Annotated in this window: 14 protein-coding genes; 9 read left to right on the plus strand and 5 right to left on the minus strand. The window is 72.7% G+C overall.

Annotation, left to right across the window (positions count from 1 at the left end):
- The coding region (locus tag TAE01_RS05180; protein WP_307723824.1) for a dihydrofolate reductase family protein at window positions 1–775 on the plus strand (775 nt) is incomplete at its 5' end.
- 20 nt (window positions 776–795) lie between these two features.
- Here TAE01_RS05180 and TAE01_RS05185 read toward each other — a convergent pair.
- On the minus strand, window positions 796–1,965 hold the full coding sequence (locus tag TAE01_RS05185) for an alpha/beta hydrolase family protein (RefSeq protein WP_147064141.1): 1,170 nt from the start codon (window positions 1,963–1,965) through the stop codon (window positions 796–798).
- Window positions 1,966–2,048: 83 nt separating this feature from the next.
- Here TAE01_RS05185 and msrB point away from each other — a divergent pair, with 83 nt between their 5' ends.
- Window positions 2,049–2,504 (plus strand): peptide-methionine (R)-S-oxide reductase MsrB, encoded by a 456-nt coding sequence (gene msrB, locus TAE01_RS05190; RefSeq protein WP_147064143.1) that lies wholly within the window; start codon window positions 2,049–2,051, stop codon window positions 2,502–2,504.
- A 75-nt stretch (window positions 2,505–2,579) separates the two neighbouring features.
- The gene (locus tag TAE01_RS05195; RefSeq protein ID WP_147064146.1) at window positions 2,580–2,984 is read left to right on the plus strand and encodes a DUF1707 SHOCT-like domain-containing protein; all 405 of its coding nucleotides are present in this window, start codon (window positions 2,580–2,582) and stop codon (window positions 2,982–2,984) included.
- A 25-nt stretch (window positions 2,985–3,009) separates the two neighbouring features.
- On the opposite strand, the gene hemQ is transcribed toward TAE01_RS05195, so the two are convergent.
- The gene (hemQ, locus tag TAE01_RS05200) at window positions 3,010–3,711 is read right to left on the minus strand and encodes a hydrogen peroxide-dependent heme synthase (RefSeq protein ID WP_147064148.1); all 702 of its coding nucleotides are present in this window, start codon (window positions 3,709–3,711) and stop codon (window positions 3,010–3,012) included.
- 31 nt (window positions 3,712–3,742) lie between these two features.
- Entirely contained in the window at window positions 3,743–5,125 is a 1,383-nt protein-coding gene (gene hemG / locus TAE01_RS05205; protein WP_147064150.1) for a protoporphyrinogen oxidase, read from the minus strand.
- 67 nt (window positions 5,126–5,192) lie between these two features.
- Between hemG and TAE01_RS05210 the strand changes: the two genes are divergently transcribed.
- Together TAE01_RS05210 and TAE01_RS05215 are read left to right on the plus strand one after the other, a co-directional pair.
- Window positions 5,193–5,852 (plus strand): DedA family protein, encoded by a 660-nt coding sequence (locus TAE01_RS05210; RefSeq protein ID WP_186815049.1) that lies wholly within the window; start codon window positions 5,193–5,195, stop codon window positions 5,850–5,852.
- 153 nt (window positions 5,853–6,005) lie between these two features.
- Entirely contained in the window at window positions 6,006–7,265 is a 1,260-nt protein-coding gene (locus TAE01_RS05215; protein ID WP_186815050.1) for a DUF4349 domain-containing protein, read from the plus strand.
- A 26-nt stretch (window positions 7,266–7,291) separates the two neighbouring features.
- Here the strand turns inward: TAE01_RS05215 and murJ are convergent, their stop codons facing one another.
- Complete coding sequence (murJ, locus tag TAE01_RS05220; protein WP_246111152.1) at window positions 7,292–8,974, minus strand: murein biosynthesis integral membrane protein MurJ; 1,683 nt, start codon at window positions 8,972–8,974, stop codon at window positions 7,292–7,294.
- On the minus strand, window positions 8,971–10,023 hold the full coding sequence (hemE, locus tag TAE01_RS05225) for a uroporphyrinogen decarboxylase (RefSeq protein ID WP_147064156.1): 1,053 nt from the start codon (window positions 10,021–10,023) through the stop codon (window positions 8,971–8,973). The genes murJ and hemE overlap by 4 nt, the downstream gene beginning before the upstream one ends.
- A gap of 95 nt (window positions 10,024–10,118) precedes the next feature.
- On the opposite strand from hemE, the gene TAE01_RS05230 reads away from it, so the two are divergent.
- The 4 genes from TAE01_RS05230 (at window position 10,119) to TAE01_RS05245 (ending at window position 15,520) form a co-directional block, all read left to right on the plus strand.
- The gene (locus tag TAE01_RS05230; RefSeq protein ID WP_147064158.1) at window positions 10,119–10,703 is read left to right on the plus strand and encodes a DUF3000 domain-containing protein; all 585 of its coding nucleotides are present in this window, start codon (window positions 10,119–10,121) and stop codon (window positions 10,701–10,703) included.
- Window positions 10,700–12,007: an HRDC domain-containing protein gene (locus TAE01_RS05235; protein ID WP_147064160.1), complete on the plus strand. Its 1,308-nt coding sequence runs from the start codon at window positions 10,700–10,702 to the stop codon at window positions 12,005–12,007. The genes TAE01_RS05230 and TAE01_RS05235 overlap by 4 nt, the downstream gene beginning before the upstream one ends.
- Before the next feature lie 157 nt (window positions 12,008–12,164).
- Window positions 12,165–13,394 carry a thiolase family protein gene (locus tag TAE01_RS05240; RefSeq protein WP_147064162.1) on the plus strand — a complete coding sequence of 410 codons (1,230 nt, stop codon included), beginning with the start codon at window positions 12,165–12,167 and terminating at the stop codon, window positions 13,392–13,394.
- Entirely contained in the window at window positions 13,391–15,520 is a 2,130-nt protein-coding gene (locus tag TAE01_RS05245) for a 3-hydroxyacyl-CoA dehydrogenase NAD-binding domain-containing protein (protein ID WP_147064164.1), read from the plus strand. The genes TAE01_RS05240 and TAE01_RS05245 overlap by 4 nt, the downstream gene beginning before the upstream one ends.
- Window positions 15,521–15,571: the final 51 nt, after the last annotated feature.

A 15,571-nucleotide genomic window follows, 5' to 3' on the forward strand; every position in this document is an offset into this window, starting at 1 on the left:
GGGGGTCGCCGATACTGGCCGGATGCAGCTGCTCGTTCCCGGCCGCTCAGGCCTGCCCGCCCTGGCACACCTCGACACGGCCTCGCTGGCGACCGCGTATGCCGCCCCGGCCGGGTCGTGGGTGCGCTGCAACATGGTCACCTCGCTCGACGGCGCTGCGACGGGCGCCGACGGGAGGTCCGGATCGATCAACAACGACGCGGACCACGTCGTGTTCGAGATGCTCCGGGCGCTCAGCCACGTCGTCGTCGTCGGGGCGGGAACCATCCGCGCGGAGGGCTATCCCCCACTGTCCGTCGCAGACTCGCTCGTCGAGACCCGGCGCGGCCTCGGCCTGCCCGACGCGCTGCCCCTCGTCGCCGTCAGCAACCGTGGCGACGTGCCGCCGACGCTGAGCGGCTGCCGCGACGGTCGGGCCCTGCTGGCGGTCCCGGCCTCGGCCCCGGGCCTCGCCGCGGCGCGGCGAGACCTGGGCGACGACAACGTCATCGTCTGCGGGGACGCCGAGCTCGACGTCGCGGCCCTCGTCTCCGCCCTGGGCGAGCGGGGCTGGAGCCACGTCCTGACCGAGGGAGGACCGAGCCTGCTCGCCTCCTTCCTCGCGGCCGACCAGCTCGACGAGCTCTGCTTCTCGATCACGCCACAGGTCGTCGGGGGCGAGCACCCCCGCCCCGTGGGGCCCCACGGCACCCCGGTCGACCTCGACATCGAGCTGCTCGTCGAGCAGGACGGCACCCTGATGGGCCGCTGGCTCGTGCGTCGCGACGCGTCGTGACCTGACCGCGGACGGGATGCTCAGCGGCCCTCGACGAAGGCGCGGAGCACCCGCTCCCAGCGCTCGGGGTCGTAGTTCCACTCCCGACAGTGCCGGGCGGTGTCCCAGCGCTCGAACCCCACGAGGTCGGGACGGCGCCCCGCGAGGGCGACGGCCGGACCGATCGGCACGAAGTCGTCGCCGTCGGAGGCGATGACGAGCATCGGGTGACGCAGCTCGTCCGCCCGGGCGACCCAGTCGGTGCGCGCGACGTCGATCGGCTCACGCACGCCGACGAGCCGACGGCTGCGGCGCGACCCCAGCAGGTCGGTGGCCACGCGCACGAGCGGCCCTGGCATCCGGTGCAGGCGACCGTGGTGGCGCAGCACGACCCCCCAGTCGATGACGGGCGAGTCGAGCACCACCCCGACGACCCGGCTCGACAGGGGTGACCGGTCCAGCGTCTGCAGCACGATCGCACCACCCATCGACCACCCGAGCAGGAGGATGCGCCGCGCACCGTGCGACACGGCATACCCCATCGCCGCCTCGACGTCGCGCCACTCCGAGAGCCCGAGGTTGTAGCGGCCGTCGGGCCCGCGTGGGGCGTCGCGGTCGTTGCGGTAGGACACGAGCAGGCTCGTCCACCCCGCCTCGCGCAGGACGGGCACGGCGCGGAGCGTCTCCTCCCGCCGGGCACCCCGACCGTGCACGAGCACGGCCCAGTCGCCACCGGCCGACCCGCCGTCGGGACGCACCAGCCACGCGGGCAGCGGTCCGACGTCGGACAGGATGCTGACGTCCTCGTCGGGCAGCTCGAGACTGACCGAGGGCCGGTCCCAGTAGTAGTACTGGTTCCAGCGTGCGGGTCCGACCTCGAGCACGCCGCGGTCGACGGCGAGGAGCCGTCGCGTCACCGACACGGCGTCCGTCCGGACGATGTCGCCCACGCGCACGTGACCCGCTCCCCCGTCGAGCCACACGCCGTAGCGCCCGGGAACGGCCGTCTCCGGGGTCAGGCCGAAGGTGACCGTCCCCGCGTCGTGACGCAGGATCTCGACGTCGTCGGGCTGCAGCTCGTCCGGGGTGATGACCTTGCGGGCGAAGTAGGCGGCCGCAGCGACGGTCCCGCCGGCCACGCCCACGACGGAGCCGGTGCCCGCGGCGGCCGCCACGAGCACCGGACGCGAGACGAGTCGGCGCACCTGCACGCGCTCATCGTCGCAAAGGAGCTCGGGCGGCACGTCACCGGCTCGCCGGGCACAAACCCGGCCCGCGTGGCGTTGGTGTGGACATGAGCCATCGCGACGCCTCGAGCACCTCCGACAAGCCGTATGCCGTCCAGCGCACCGACGAGGAGTGGCGCGCCATCCTGTCGCCCGCCGAGTACCAGGTGCTGCGACAGGCCGGCACCGAGCCGGCCTTCCGCGGCGAGTACACCGACACGAAGACCCAGGGTGTCTACTCCTGCCGCGCCTGCGGCACCGAGCTGTTCCGCAGCGACACGAAGTTCGAGTCGCACTGCGGGTGGCCGTCCTTCTACTCCCCCCTCGCCGGTGACACGGTCGAGTACATCGAGGACCGCGCCTTCGGGATGAAGCGCGTCGAGGTGCGCTGCGCCAACTGCGGCTCCCACCTCGGCCACGTCTTCGAGGGTGAGGGCTACGACACCCCGACGGACCAGCGCTACTGCATCAACTCCATCTCGCTGCGACTCCAGCCGGACGACGACACGGCACCCCAGGCCTGACGTCCGTCGCCGGCCGACCCCGCCGACCCCACCGACCCCGCTGCGGCGACGGGTCTCCTCGCCTAGATTCGTCCCATGGAGGACGACGGCGACATCCGCATCGGCACCGCCGAGCGCGAGGAGGCCCTGGCCGCGCTGGCCGAGCACCACGCGGCCGGTCGCCTCGACGCCGACGAGTACGAGGACCGGCGCGGTCGGGCCACGGACGCGATCGTCCGGCGCGAGCTGACCTCGCTCTTCACCGATCTGCCGGAGCCGCGGCCGGCCCTCCGCCCCGTGGCCGCGCCGGGCGCAGGCGTGACGCGGGCGCCGAACCCGGGCGGGACGGCGCCGGGGAGGTCGGCTCGGAGCAGGATCGGCCGCACGCTCGTCAGCCTGTCGCCGTTCATCGCCCTCGCAGCCTTCTTCACCACGAAGAGCTGGCTCGCGTTCCTGCTCGTGCCGATCATCGCGATCATGGCCAGGGCGCTCGACGACTGAGCGCGCCCGCGTCCTCGGGCGGGTGTCAGCGCAGGTTGGCGACGAGCTCGGCGGGCTCGACCTTCGGACCGGTGAAGAACGGGATCTCCTCACGCACGTGCATGCGCGCCCGGGAGGCGCGCAGCTCGCGCATGAGGTCGACGATGCGGTGAAGCTCGTCGGCTTCGAAGGCCAGGAGCCACTCGTAGTCGCCGAGGGCGAAGGACGCGATGGTGTTGGCCCGCACGTCCGGGAAGTCCCGGGCCATCTGGCCGTGCTCACGCAGCAGGTCGCGGCGCTCGCCGTCCTCGAGGAGGTACCACTCGTAGGAGCGGACGAAGGGGTAGACGCAGATGTACTTGCGGGCGACCTCGTCGGCCATGAAGGCGGGGATGTGGCTCTTGTTGAACTCGGCCGGACGATGCAGCGCCGCATTGCTCCAGACCGGCTCGAGGTGCTGACCGAGCTCGGTGCGCAGGAGCCGGTGGTAGGCCGACTGGAGCTGCTCGATCGTCTCGGCGTGCCACCACACCATGAAGTCGGCGTCGCCACGCAGGCCGGCCACGTCGTAGAGGCCCCGCACCACGACGCCCTCCTCGGCGAGGTCGGCCAGGAACGCCTCGAGCTCGGCCGTGACCTTGCCGCGGTCGTCGCCGAGCGGCGTGACGCTGCTGAACACCGACCACATGCAGTAGCGGATGGTGTCGTTGATCTCTCGCATCTGGGCCGGGGTCAGGCGCTCGCTCATGGGTCCATCATCCCCCGTGCTCCGGAGGCTCTCACCCGGGGGTCACGACGGCACGGGCCGCCGATCGCCCCGAGGCGATGCACGCCGGGATCCCGACGCCGTCGTAGGCCGCGCCGCACAGTGCGAGCCCCTCGGGCAGCAGGCGGGTGGGAGCCAGACGCGCACGGTGCCCCACGGCATACTGCGGCAGCCCCCCGCCCCAGCGCTGCACGTGGGTGGCGACGGGATCGGGCAAGCCCGGCCCGAGAACGGTCCTCAGGTCCGCGAGCGCGACGTCGACGAGGTCGTCGTCCGGCCGCTGGAGGCCGGCCTCCTCGCGGTGGCGCCCGACGGAGGCCCGGAGGAACGTCCGGTCGGCGTGCGCGGCGGCGAGCCAGGGCCACTTCACCGTGCTGAAGGTCGACGCCTTGATCGTCAGCGCCTCGGTGGGGGGCACGAGGAAGCCGCTGCCGTCGAGCACGGCCGGCGCGGGACCGTCGAGGGCGAGGGTCACGATGGCCATCGAGGCGTACTCCAGGGCGCCGAGAGCGGCGGCTGCGGCAGGGGCCACGTCACGCAGGAGACGGGACGCCGGGGCCGCCGGGGCCGCGAGGACGACGGCGTCGAAGCGCTCGTCGACGACGGCGGTCGTGGGTCCGGTCGAGACGACCCATCCCGCCCCGTCGCGACGGAGCGTGCGGGCCATCGCAGACGTTCGGATCTGCACGCCTGCGGCGAGAAGCCGGCGCTCGAGCACCTCGGGCAGCGTCCCGAGACCACCGGTGAGGGTGGCGAAGACGGGACGGCCGGCCTGCGGCCCGCTCGCCGCGGCGACCGCAGCGGCCCGGGCGACGTCGAGCAGCGGGCGTCCGTCGTGCGCCGCGGCCGCGAGCGCCGGCACGGCCAGCTCCGCCGAGATCTCTCGCGAGTGGCCGGCGTACACCCCGGCCAGCAGCGGCTCGACGAGTCGGTCGGTCACGGCCGCACCGAGCCGGGCATCGACGAGATCGCCCACCGAGAGGTCGCCCGTCACGGGACCCGTGACGATCTCGTGGGCGAGACGGTCGACCTCCTCGTCCGTGAGGAGCCCCCGCACCGACGACGGGTCCGACGGCACGCCCATGAGGGTCCCGCGCGGCATCGCCCAGCGCCTCCCCCTCGAGACGATGGAGGCGCCGGCCGGACCGGGGTGCGTGACGAGGTCGTCGACGCCGAGCTCGTCGAAGAGGGCCAGAGCCTCGGGGCGACGGGCCAGCACCGACTCGGCCCCGACGTCGATGCGGACGCCCCCGACGTCCTCGAGACGGAGCTTCCCGCCGAGCCGGTCCGAGCCCTCGAGGACGGTGACGGTGACGTCGCCATCGATCCGGCACAGCTCCCAGGCGGCCGCGAGGCCGCTGATCCCGCCACCGATGACTGCGACCGACCTGACCATGTGGCCACTCTTTCACCCGGAGGCCGGCGGTTTGTCCGTGGCCCGGCCCCTGAGGGAGGCTGGGCGCATGGGTACCCCCGCGCTGCTCGTCGCCCAGCCAACCGCGGAGCTGTCCGGTCTCGTCGGGATCGCCTACCGCGTCATCCAGCGGCTCGGTGAGTGGGGTGTCGCCGCCCTGACCTTCCTCGAGACCGTCGTCCCCCCGATCCCCAGCGAGGTCGTGCTCCCGCTCGCCGGATTCATCGCCCGCCAGGGCGGGCTCGACCTGACGCTGCTGGTGGTCACGAGCACGATCGGCTCGTACGTCGGAGCGCTCGCCCTCTACCTGTTGGCGGCTCGTCTCGGACAGGAGCGGGCCGTCGACGTGATGGGCCGTCTGCCTCTCGTCGACCGCGACGACTTCGTGCGCGCGACGGAGTGGTTCACCGACCACGGCCGGCGCTCGGTCTTCTTCGGCCGGCTCGTGCCCGGGGTGCGCAGCCTCGTGTCGCTGCCGGCGGGTGCGGTCCGCATGCCGCTCGCGCGGTTCTCGGTCCTCACCGTCGCGGGAAGCGCCGTCTGGAACGGGCTGCTCATCGGGCTCGGCTGGCTGCTCGGCTCCCGCTACGAGCTCGTCGACCAGTACTCGTCGGTGCTCGACTGGGTCGTCAGGGGCGCGGTGCTCGCGCTCCTCGGCTGGCTCGTGGTGCGCCGGGTGCGCCGCGGGCGCGAGGCACGCAGCAGCTGAGGCGTCATGGGGACCGCGGCCACGGTCCCGCGGACTACGACCGCAACGATCGGGACCGCCCGCGTGTCTTCACAGACAAGCACGTCGCCACTACTCCCGCGGGCCCGGGACCGTCCCGTTCCGGCGCGGAGGCGACCCGTCGGAAGGCCTGCCATGACCGCTGCGTCCCACCTGCCACCGCTGCCGCGTCTGACGTCCCGACCCCCTGCGCGACGGCGGCTCCTCCCCGTGCTCCTCGTGGTCGCGGCCGTCCTCGCGCTCTCGATCCCGTTGGGCCTCAGAGCGCTCCACGGGTCCTCGTCCTCCTCAGGAGCGTCATCGGGCGGCTCGTCGGCGAGTGAGGTGAGTCCCGGGGCGCTCACCCGCGACGGGGCAGTGGCTCCGGGTGCCGGCAGGCAGACCGACGCGAACGCGGGGGCGGGGGTCAAGGCCCCCGCCGACGCCGGCGCCGTCCCGGGGGCCGGCCTGGGCTCGGTCACGGTCGTGGAGACGAAGATCGCCCGGTCGGCCTGGCTCGGGATCAAGGTCGGCGACCTCACGGGATCGGCGGCCCGCGTCCGCGTCGTCGCCACCGACGTCGGCGGGCAGGTGACGTCCGAGAACGTCGTCACCGCGGTCGACCCGACAGGCGGACCGGTGGGCGGACCGATGGGGCCGGGCGGCGTCGACCCGAGCTCCGGGGCGAGCTCCTCGGGTTCCACGGGTTCCTCGGGATCCCTGAGCCCCTCGAGCTCCGTCATCGGGCTCGACGAGGCGCGGCTCGTCATCAGCGTGCCGGCCAAGACCCTCGACGACGTGCTGACCAGGCTGTCGGCGATCGGGACGGTGAGCTACCGCTCGTCCCAGTCGCAGGACGTCACCGACACCTACATCGACACCAAGGCCCGCATCCAGCCCATGCGTGACGGGATCGACAGGGTGCGTGCGCTGCTCGCCAAGACGACCGACCTCCAGCAGGTCATCACCCTCGAGAGCGAGCTGAGCCGTCGTCAGGCCGACCTGGACTCTCTCGAGCAGCGCCTCGCTCAGCTGGACGCGATGACGACGATGAGCGACGTGACGGTGGCGCTCTGGACCGATGCGACGACGCCCGTGGCGACCCAGGACGGCGTCCCCGGCGGTCTGCGCACGGCCTGGGACGGCCTGCTCGGCTCGGTCACCGTCATCGTCACCGGCCTGGCCGTGCTGCTGCCGTGGCTCGTCCTGCTCGTGCCGATCGCCCTGCTCGGCCTGCGGCTGCGGCGCCGGCGGGGCGTGGGTGTGCCGTCCGCCACCTCCGCGGTGCCCGCGACCTCTCCAGCCGTCGCCGTTCCGACCGTCCAGCCCGCCACGCCGTCCGCCGCGACGACAGCGTCCGGCCCCGGGCCGTCGGCGGGCGCCGGGGTCTCCGGCCCGTCCTCGTCGGACGACTGAGCGGCGTGACGGTGCCGGCGGCTCGGTCAGCGACCGAGCCGCTGGCGCAGCAGGTCGGCGACCTGGCGCACCTCACGCACGTGGAGGGCGTGGGCGATGCCGACGTAGATGACGCCGAAGACGAGCCCGACGAGACCGATCTCGAGGGCGCTGGCGAACATCCGCTTGAGGTCCGACGACGAGCTGTCGATGGCCGCCCCGGTGATGGGGTGCAGCACGAGGGTGACCCCCGACGCGACGAGTCCGGCGACGGTCGCGGCGACGCCGACGCGCGCCGTGGTGACGATGCCGCTCGAGAGGCCGAGTGGCCCGGTGCGTCGTCGAAGGAGGTACAGGCCCACCGCAGAGCTCACGACGTTGCCGACGGTCTGGCCCATCGCCATGATCCCGATGGCCCAGACCGGGTTGACGAAGAGCGTCACGACACCGGCGAGCGCGCTGATACCGGTGAGCAGGGCCTGCATCACGACGGTCGGCTTGCCGTCCTCGAGCGCGAAGAACATCCGGTAGCAGAGCAGGTCGAGGCCGAACGGCACGAGTCCGAGGATCATGATGATCAGGACGCTGCCGGAGACCTCGACCGAGCGCGTGTCGATGCCCGGGTTGAGCAGCGCGACGATGGGGTTGGCGAGCACGATGACGGCCACCATGATCGGCACGTTGGCCACGAGGGGCATCGTCAGCCCCGTGCGGAAGTCGCGCCGCAGGCTCGCCGTGTCACCAGCGGCCGCCGCTGCCGAGAAGCGCGGGAAGAGCGCCGTGATGATCGAGACCGTGACGAAGGCGTGCGGCAGCATGAAGAGCGTGAAGGCGATGCCGTAGGCCGCCGGCCCGCGCGCCGCCTGCTCCAGTCCGAGCGACTGCGCGGAGGCGGTGGCGTTGTTGAGCACGCCCTGGCTGATGAAGAAGCCGATCTGCGAGACCGCCAGACCCGCGAACGCCCACAGGGCCAGCCGGCTGACCCCGCCGAGCCCGACGCCGCGCAGACCCCAGCGGGGGCGGTAGTGGAATCCGGTCCGTCGCAGGGCCGGCACGAGCGAGAGCGCCTGGACCACGACGGAGAGCGTCGCCGACCCCGCGAAGAGCCAGATCATCGGCCCGGTCCACTCGGACGGGGCGCGGGGGCGCTGGTGTCCCCCGGCCCCGTCGTCCGGGCGCCCGAAGACGATGAGGAAGAGGACGAGGCCGGCGACCGCGACGACGTTGGCGATGAAGGGGGCCCACGCGAACGCGCCGAACCGGCCCCGCGCGTTGAGGATCTGGCCGAGCAGCGCGAAGAGGCCGTAGAAGAAGATCTGCGGCAGGCAGATGAGGGAGAAGGCGAGGGCGAGATCCTTGAACTGCGGAGAGGAGTTGCGCGCCAGCAGCCACACGAACCCGCCGGCGCCGGCCATGACGACGACGGTGATGACCGCCATTCCGGCGAGGGCGACCGTGATGACGCGGTCGGTGAACTCCTGGCCGCCGTCCTCGAGCTTCATGGCCCGCGCCAGCGACGGGATGAGGACCGCGTTGAGGATGCCGCCGGCCGCGAGGACGTAGAGCACGTTGGGCAGGGTGTTCGCGAGGGAGAACGCGTCACCGGCCAGCTGTGCTCCGATGATGGCGGTCAGCAGGCCGTTGCGCACCACACCGAGCACGCGTGAGGCCACGGACCCCCCGAGCATGGTGAGGCTGGAGCGTGCGACCGACGGAGCCGCTGTCGTCATCGGCGGCTCGAGCACTCGTGGACGAGCTCGGTCACCCGCGTCAGCACGTCGGGGTCGACACTGGGCAGCACTCCGTGGCCCAGGTTGAAGATGTGGCCGGGAGCGAGCCGGCCCTCCTCGACGATCTCGCGCACACGACGCTCGAGGACGTCCCACGGCGCGAACAGCAGGGCTGGATCGAGGTTGCCCTGGACGGCATACGTCGGCCCGAGCCGCTCGACGGCATCGGTGAGCGACACCCGGTAGTCGACCCCGACCACCTCGGCGCCGGCCTGACCCATGAGGGCCAGCAGCTCGCCCGTGCCCACCCCGAAGTGGATGCGCGGCACGTCGAGGTCCGCGACGGCGCCGAGCGCGACGGCGGAGTGCGGCATGGCCCGCGCGGCGTAGTCGGCCCTGGACAGGGCGCCGGCCCACGAGTCGAAGAGCTGGACGGCACTCGCCCCGGCCTGGGCCTGCACGCGCAGGAACTCGCCGGAGATCTGGGCGAGCCGGGCACAGAGGGCGTCCCACAGGCCCGGGTCGCCGTGCATGAGCGCCTTGGTCTTCTCGTGGTTCTTCGAGGGACCGCCCTCGACGAGGTAGGAGGCGAGGGTGAAGGGAGCGCCGGCGAAACCGATGAGGGGGATGTCGCCGAGCTCGCGCACCAGCTGCTGGACGGCCTCGGTGACGAAGGGCACGTGCTGGGGTGTCAGCGGGACGAGCTGGTCGAGGTCCGCCGCGGAGCGGATCGGCCGCGCCACGACCGGGCCGACGCCGGGGACGATGTCGAGGTCGACGCCGATCGCCTTGAGGGGGACGACGATGTCGCTGAAGAAGATGGCGGCGTCGACGCCGTGGCGGCGCACCGGCTGCAGCGTGATCTCCGTGACGAGGTCGGGGCGCATGCATGACTCGAGCATCGGGATGCCCTCACGGACGGCGCGGTACTCGGGCAGCGACCGGCCGGCCTGACGCATGAACCACACCGGGGTCCGGGTGACCGACTCGCGGCGCGCCGCGCGGACGAGGTCGCTCTGGCGGGTGGATGGCGGGGCAGGGGTCGGCACCGGTCAATCCTGCCACGGGGGGCGGGGGGCCCCGCGCCACGCGCGTCCGGCGCGCCCTGAGGACAGATCGCCCGACTCCGGCATACCCTCATCTGGTGCACACGCGAACGTTGCCGGGCAACCACGGCGCGGTCTTCGCACGGACGCTCAGCGCCCTGCGAGACGTCCGTCTGCGCTCCGAGGTGCGCCTGACCGAGGTGCCGGCCCCGACGCGCATCGCGCCGTACGCCGCCGCCCTGACCGCCGACGTCATCGACATCGCCGACCCCGACGACGACCTGGCCACCGGGCGGTTCGTCGTGCTCCACGACCCGGCGGCCCCCGAGACGTGGGACGGGCAGTGGCGCATCGTCACCTTCGCCCGGGCCGAGCTCGAGCCCGAGCTGGCCGGCGACCCCATGCTCGGGGCGGTCGGCTGGTCCTGGCTCACCGACTCCCTCACCCACCGCGACCTCGGCTGGACGGCCGAGGCGGGCACGGTCACGCGCGTCGTCAGCGAGAGCTTCGCCGGCCTGGCCGACCGCGAGGCCAGCGTCGAGATGGAGATCCGTGCGTCGTGGACGCCGGCGGCCGGGGACGTCGCCGACCACCTGCGCGCCTGGGCCGACATGCTGTGCACCATCGCCGGCATCCCTCCCCTGCCCGACGGTGTCGTCCCCCTCCCGGGGCAGCGACGGTGACGGCAGAGCCGGACGAGCCCACCGAGGACCTCGACGTCGCCGACGACCTCGCACCAGATCTCGCACCTGACCTCGTCCCCGATCTCGTCCCCGATCTCGTCCCCCTGACGCACCCGCGCGACGGCGTGCCCGACGTCGTCGTCGACGAGCGCACCCTGATGCGTGCCGCTGAGGCCATCGGTGCGGGCACCGGCCCGGTGGGCATCGACGCCGAGCGCGCCTCGGGCTACCGCTACGGCCAGCGCGCCTACCTCGTCCAGATCCGGCGAGAGGGCTCCGGCTCGTGGCTCATCGACCCCATCGCCTGTCCCGACCTGTCTCCCGTCGGCGAGGCCATCGGCGATGCCGAGTGGATCCTGCACGCCGCCACCCAGGACCTCCCCTGCCTGGCCGAGGTGGGACTGCGTCCGCAGTCGCTCTTCGACACCGAGCTGGGCGGCCGCCTGGCCGGGCTCCCCCGCGTCGGCCTCGGGGCCATGGTCGAGCACTACCTCGGCCTCCAGCTCGCCAAGGAGCACTCCGCGGTCGACTGGTCGGTGCGTCCCCTCCCGGAGCCGTGGCTGCGGTATGCCGCCCTCGACGTCGAGGTGCTCGTCGACCTCCGTGACGCGGTGGCCGCCGAGCTCACCGCGCAGGGCAAGATCGCCTGGGCCACGGAGGAGTTCGAGCACCTGCTCGACTTCACCGGTCCCGAGCCACGGGTCGACCCGTGGCGTCGCACGTCCGGCATGCACAAGGTCCGGGGCCGTCGTGGCCTCGCCATCGTGCGCGAGCTGTGGCTGTGGCGCGACGCGATGGCGCAGCAGCGCGACACCTCGCCCGGTCGGATCCTGCCCGACGCCGCGATCAGCGAGATCGCCATCGCCAACCAGCGCGCGACCAAGCCGCCCCGCACGGTCGGGTCAGCCGAGCCGAGGCTCGCCCGCTCGGTGCGGCGCCACCAGGAGGCGATCATCGAGGTCGTCGCGCACGCCCTGGAGCTGCCCGAGACCGACCTGCCCGTGCTGTCGCTGCCGCCGAGCGGCCCTCCGCCACCCAAGGCCTGGGGCGACCGTGACCCCGTGGCGGCTGCCCGCCTCGCGCGCTCGCGCGAGCTGCTCGGCGCCGTCTCGGAGGAGCTGGCGGTTCCCGTCGAGAACCTCCTGACGCCTGACCTGCTGCGCCGCTTCCTCTGGGAGGGACCGGCCGCACCGACGACGGCCGACGTGGCCCAGGCCCTGGCCGCCATGGGCGCCCGACGGTGGCAGACGACGATCACGGCCCCGCTGATCTCCCTGGCCTGCGGCGAGAACCCGCCTGCCTGACGGTTCGTGAGGATGGTCACCCGGACGTCCGTTGGCCCGGAAGTTACCGAGAAGTAGTATCGAGGAGGCCGCGTCCTGTCGCGGCCCGACGCCGGTGTCCACGCCGGCCCGTCGACCCTGATCCACCACGATCACCCTCGATCCACTGGGAGGCACTGTGCCCCGCGCACTACATGAGGTCGTCTTCGTCGACGGCGTCCGGACGCCGTTCGGCAAGGCCGGCGACAAGGGCATGTATGCCCAGACCCGCGCCGACGACCTCGTCATCCGGTGCATCCGCGAGCTGCTGCACCGCAACCCCAACCTGCCCAAGGACAAGGTCGAGGAGGTCGCCATCGCCGCGACCACCCAGATCGGCGACCAGGGCCTCACCCTCGGCCGAACGGCCGCGCTGCTCTCGGGACTGCCCGACACGACCCCCGGCTACTCCGTCGACCGCATGTGCGCCGGCGCGATGACGGCCGTCACCAACACCGCCAGCTCGATCGCGTTCGGCGCCTACGACATCGCCATCGCCGGCGGCGTCGAGCACATGGGCCGCCACCCCATGGGTGAGGGCGTCGACCCGAACCCGCGCATCGTGTCCGAGCGGATCGTCGACCCCGACGCGCTCGTCATGGGCAAGACGGCCGAGAACCTCCACGACCGCTTCCCGCAGCTGACGAAGGAGCGCTCCGACGCCTTCGCCGTCGGCAGCCAGGACAAGCTCGCTCGCGCCTATGCCGAGGGCAAGATCCAGCGCGACCTCGTCACCGTGGCCACGCGCCACGCCGAGAAGGGCTGGGGCCTGGCGACGGCCGACGAGCCGCCGCGCCCCGGCACGACCGTCGAGGACCTGGGACAGCTCAAGACCCCGTTCCGCGCCCACGGCAACGTCACCGCCGGGAACGCCGCCGGCCTCAACGACGGCGCCACGGCCTGCCTGCTCGCCTCCGAGCAGGCAGCCGGCGACCTCGGCCTGCCCGTCCGGATGCGCCTCGTCTCCTTCTCCTTCGTCGGGGTCGAGCCCGAGGTCATGGGCGTCGGGCCGGTGCCGGCCACCGAGAAGGCCCTGGCCAAGGCCGGACTGACCATCGAGGACATCGGCCTCTTCGAGCTCAACGAGGCCTTCGCCGTGCAGGTGCTCGCCTTCCTCGACCACTTCGGCATCGCCGACGACGACCCCCGCGTCAACGAGTACGGCGGCGCCATCGCCACCGGACACCCCCTCGCCAGCTCCGGGGTCCGCCTCATGACCCAGCTCGCGCGCCAGTTCGAGGAGCACCCCGAGGTGCGCTACGGCCTGACCGCGATGTGCATCGGCATCGGTATGGGCGGCGCCGTCATCTGGGAGAACCCGCACCACGAGGACTACGTCGCCTCGATCGAGAAGGAGGACGTCGCGTGACCGCCACGACCGAGAAGCCCACGGCTGCAGCCGATTTCGCGAGCGAGGTCGTGACCCGTACGCCCGTCCACGACATCGACCTCCCGGGTGGCGGCGGCAGGCTCGCCCTCATCACCCTCGACAACGGGTTCGACCACACGAAGCCCAACACCTTCGGCCCGCAGTCGATCGCCGGTCTCGCCCAGACGGTCGCGCGCCTGCGGGAGCGGGCCGAGGCCGGCGAGATCGTCGCCGTCGCCGTCACGGGCAAGCCGTTCATCTTCGCCGTCGGCGCCGACCTCACCGGCGTGCCGTTCATCGGCGCACGCGACCAGGCGCTCGAGATCGCCCGGGCCGGCCACGCGGCATACGCCGCCTTCTCCGACCTGCCGGTCCCGACGTTCGCCTTCGTCAACGGCGCCGCCATGGGCGGCGGTGTCGAGCTGGCCCTGTCGGCCACCTACCGGACGATGAGCGCCGGGGTGCCCGCCGTCGCGCTGCCCGAGGTCTTCCTCGGCCTCGTCCCCGGCTGGGGCGGGTGCTGGATGCTGCCCAACCTCGTCGGCATCGACAAGGCCCTCACCGTCGTCATCGACAACCCGCTGAGCCAGAACCGGATGCTCAAGGGCACCCAGGCCTACGAGCTCGGGATGGCCGACGCGCTGCTCGAGCCGGCCGACTTCCTCGAGGAGTCGATCGCCTGGGCCGCACGCGTCCTGTCCGGCGAGGTCACCGTCGAGCGACCCGAGGTCGACCGCGACGAGACCACCTGGAACGCCGCGATCGCCAAGGCCCGAGGCCTCGCCGACGTCAAGACCGGGCGCCAGGCCAGGAGCCCGTATGCCGCCCTCGACCTGCTCGCTGCCGCGCGCACCGCGACCCGCGAGGAGGGCTTCGCGGCCGAGGACGAGGTCCTCGCCGACCTGCTCATGAGCGACGAGCTGCGGGCCGGGCTCTACGCCTTCGACCTCGTGCAGAAGCGCGCCAAGCGCCCCGCCGGTGCCCCCGACAAGGCGCTCGCCCGACCCGTCACGAAGGTCGGCATCGTCGGCGCCGGCCTCATGGCCAGCCAGCTCGCGCTGCTCTTCATCCAGCGCCTCCAGGTGCCCGTCGTCCTGACCGACGTCGACGACGAGCGTGTCGCCAAGGGTGTCGGCTACGTCCACGCCGAGCTCGACAAGCTCGCGGGCAAGGGCCGTCTGAACCCCGACCGGCTGAACCGCTACAAGGCTCTCGTCTCCGGCTCCAAGAGCAAGGACGGCTTCGCCGACGCCGACTTCGTCATCGAGGCGGTCTTCGAGGAGATGTCGGTCAAGCAGCAGGTCTTCGCCGAGGTCGAGGCCGTCGTGTCGGCGGAGTGCGTGCTCGCGACGAACACCTCGAGCCTGTCGATCGCCGAGATGGCCGGGGCGCTCCAGCACCCGGAGCGCGTCGTCGGCTTCCACTTCTTCAACCCGGTGGCCGTCATGCCGCTCCTCGAGATCATCCCCGGCGAGCGCACCGACGACCCCACTCTGGCAACGGCCTTCGCCGTCGGCAAGGCACTGAAGAAGACGTCCATCCGGGCCGCGGACCGGCCGTCGTTCATCGTGAACCGGCTGCTCGGCCGCTTCATGGGTGAGGCCGCCAAGATCCTCGACGAGGGCACGCCGATCGAGGTCGTCGACCGCGCCTTCGCCGGCCTGGCCCCGATGCCGCCGTTCGTCCTCATCGGGCTCGTGGGGCCGGCGATCGCGCTGCACAACGGTGAGACGCTCGTGAAGGCGTTCCCCGACCGCTTCTACGCCTCGCCGACACTCCAGCGCATCGTCGCGGCGGGCAAGCGCGGCTTCTACGACCTCAGCTCCGGCCGGCCGGTGCTCGACCCCGAGGTCGCCGAGCTCATCGAGAAGCCGTCCGAGCCGGTGATCCTCGACCTGGCCCAGGTGCGCCAGCGGGTGCTGACGGTCCTCGCCGACGAGTCGCGCCGGATGCTCGACGAGGGCGTCGCCCAGGCGCCGATGGACATCGACCTCGCCATGATCACCGGCGCCGGCTTCCAGTTCTGGAACGGCGGCATCACGCCCCTGCTCGACCGCACGGGCGTCGCCGAGGCCGTGACGGGCTCGCGCTTCCTCCCGGCCGGGGTGGCCAACGCGCCCGCCTGACCGGTCACGGTCGCCCCGGTGGCGACCACCCGGCATACGTCAGATGCCACC

Origin of the sequence: Terrabacter aerolatus (assembly GCF_007991735.1) — a bacterium.
In the GTDB taxonomy this organism is placed as follows: Bacteria; Actinomycetota; Actinomycetes; order Actinomycetales; family Dermatophilaceae; genus Terrabacter; species Terrabacter aerolatus.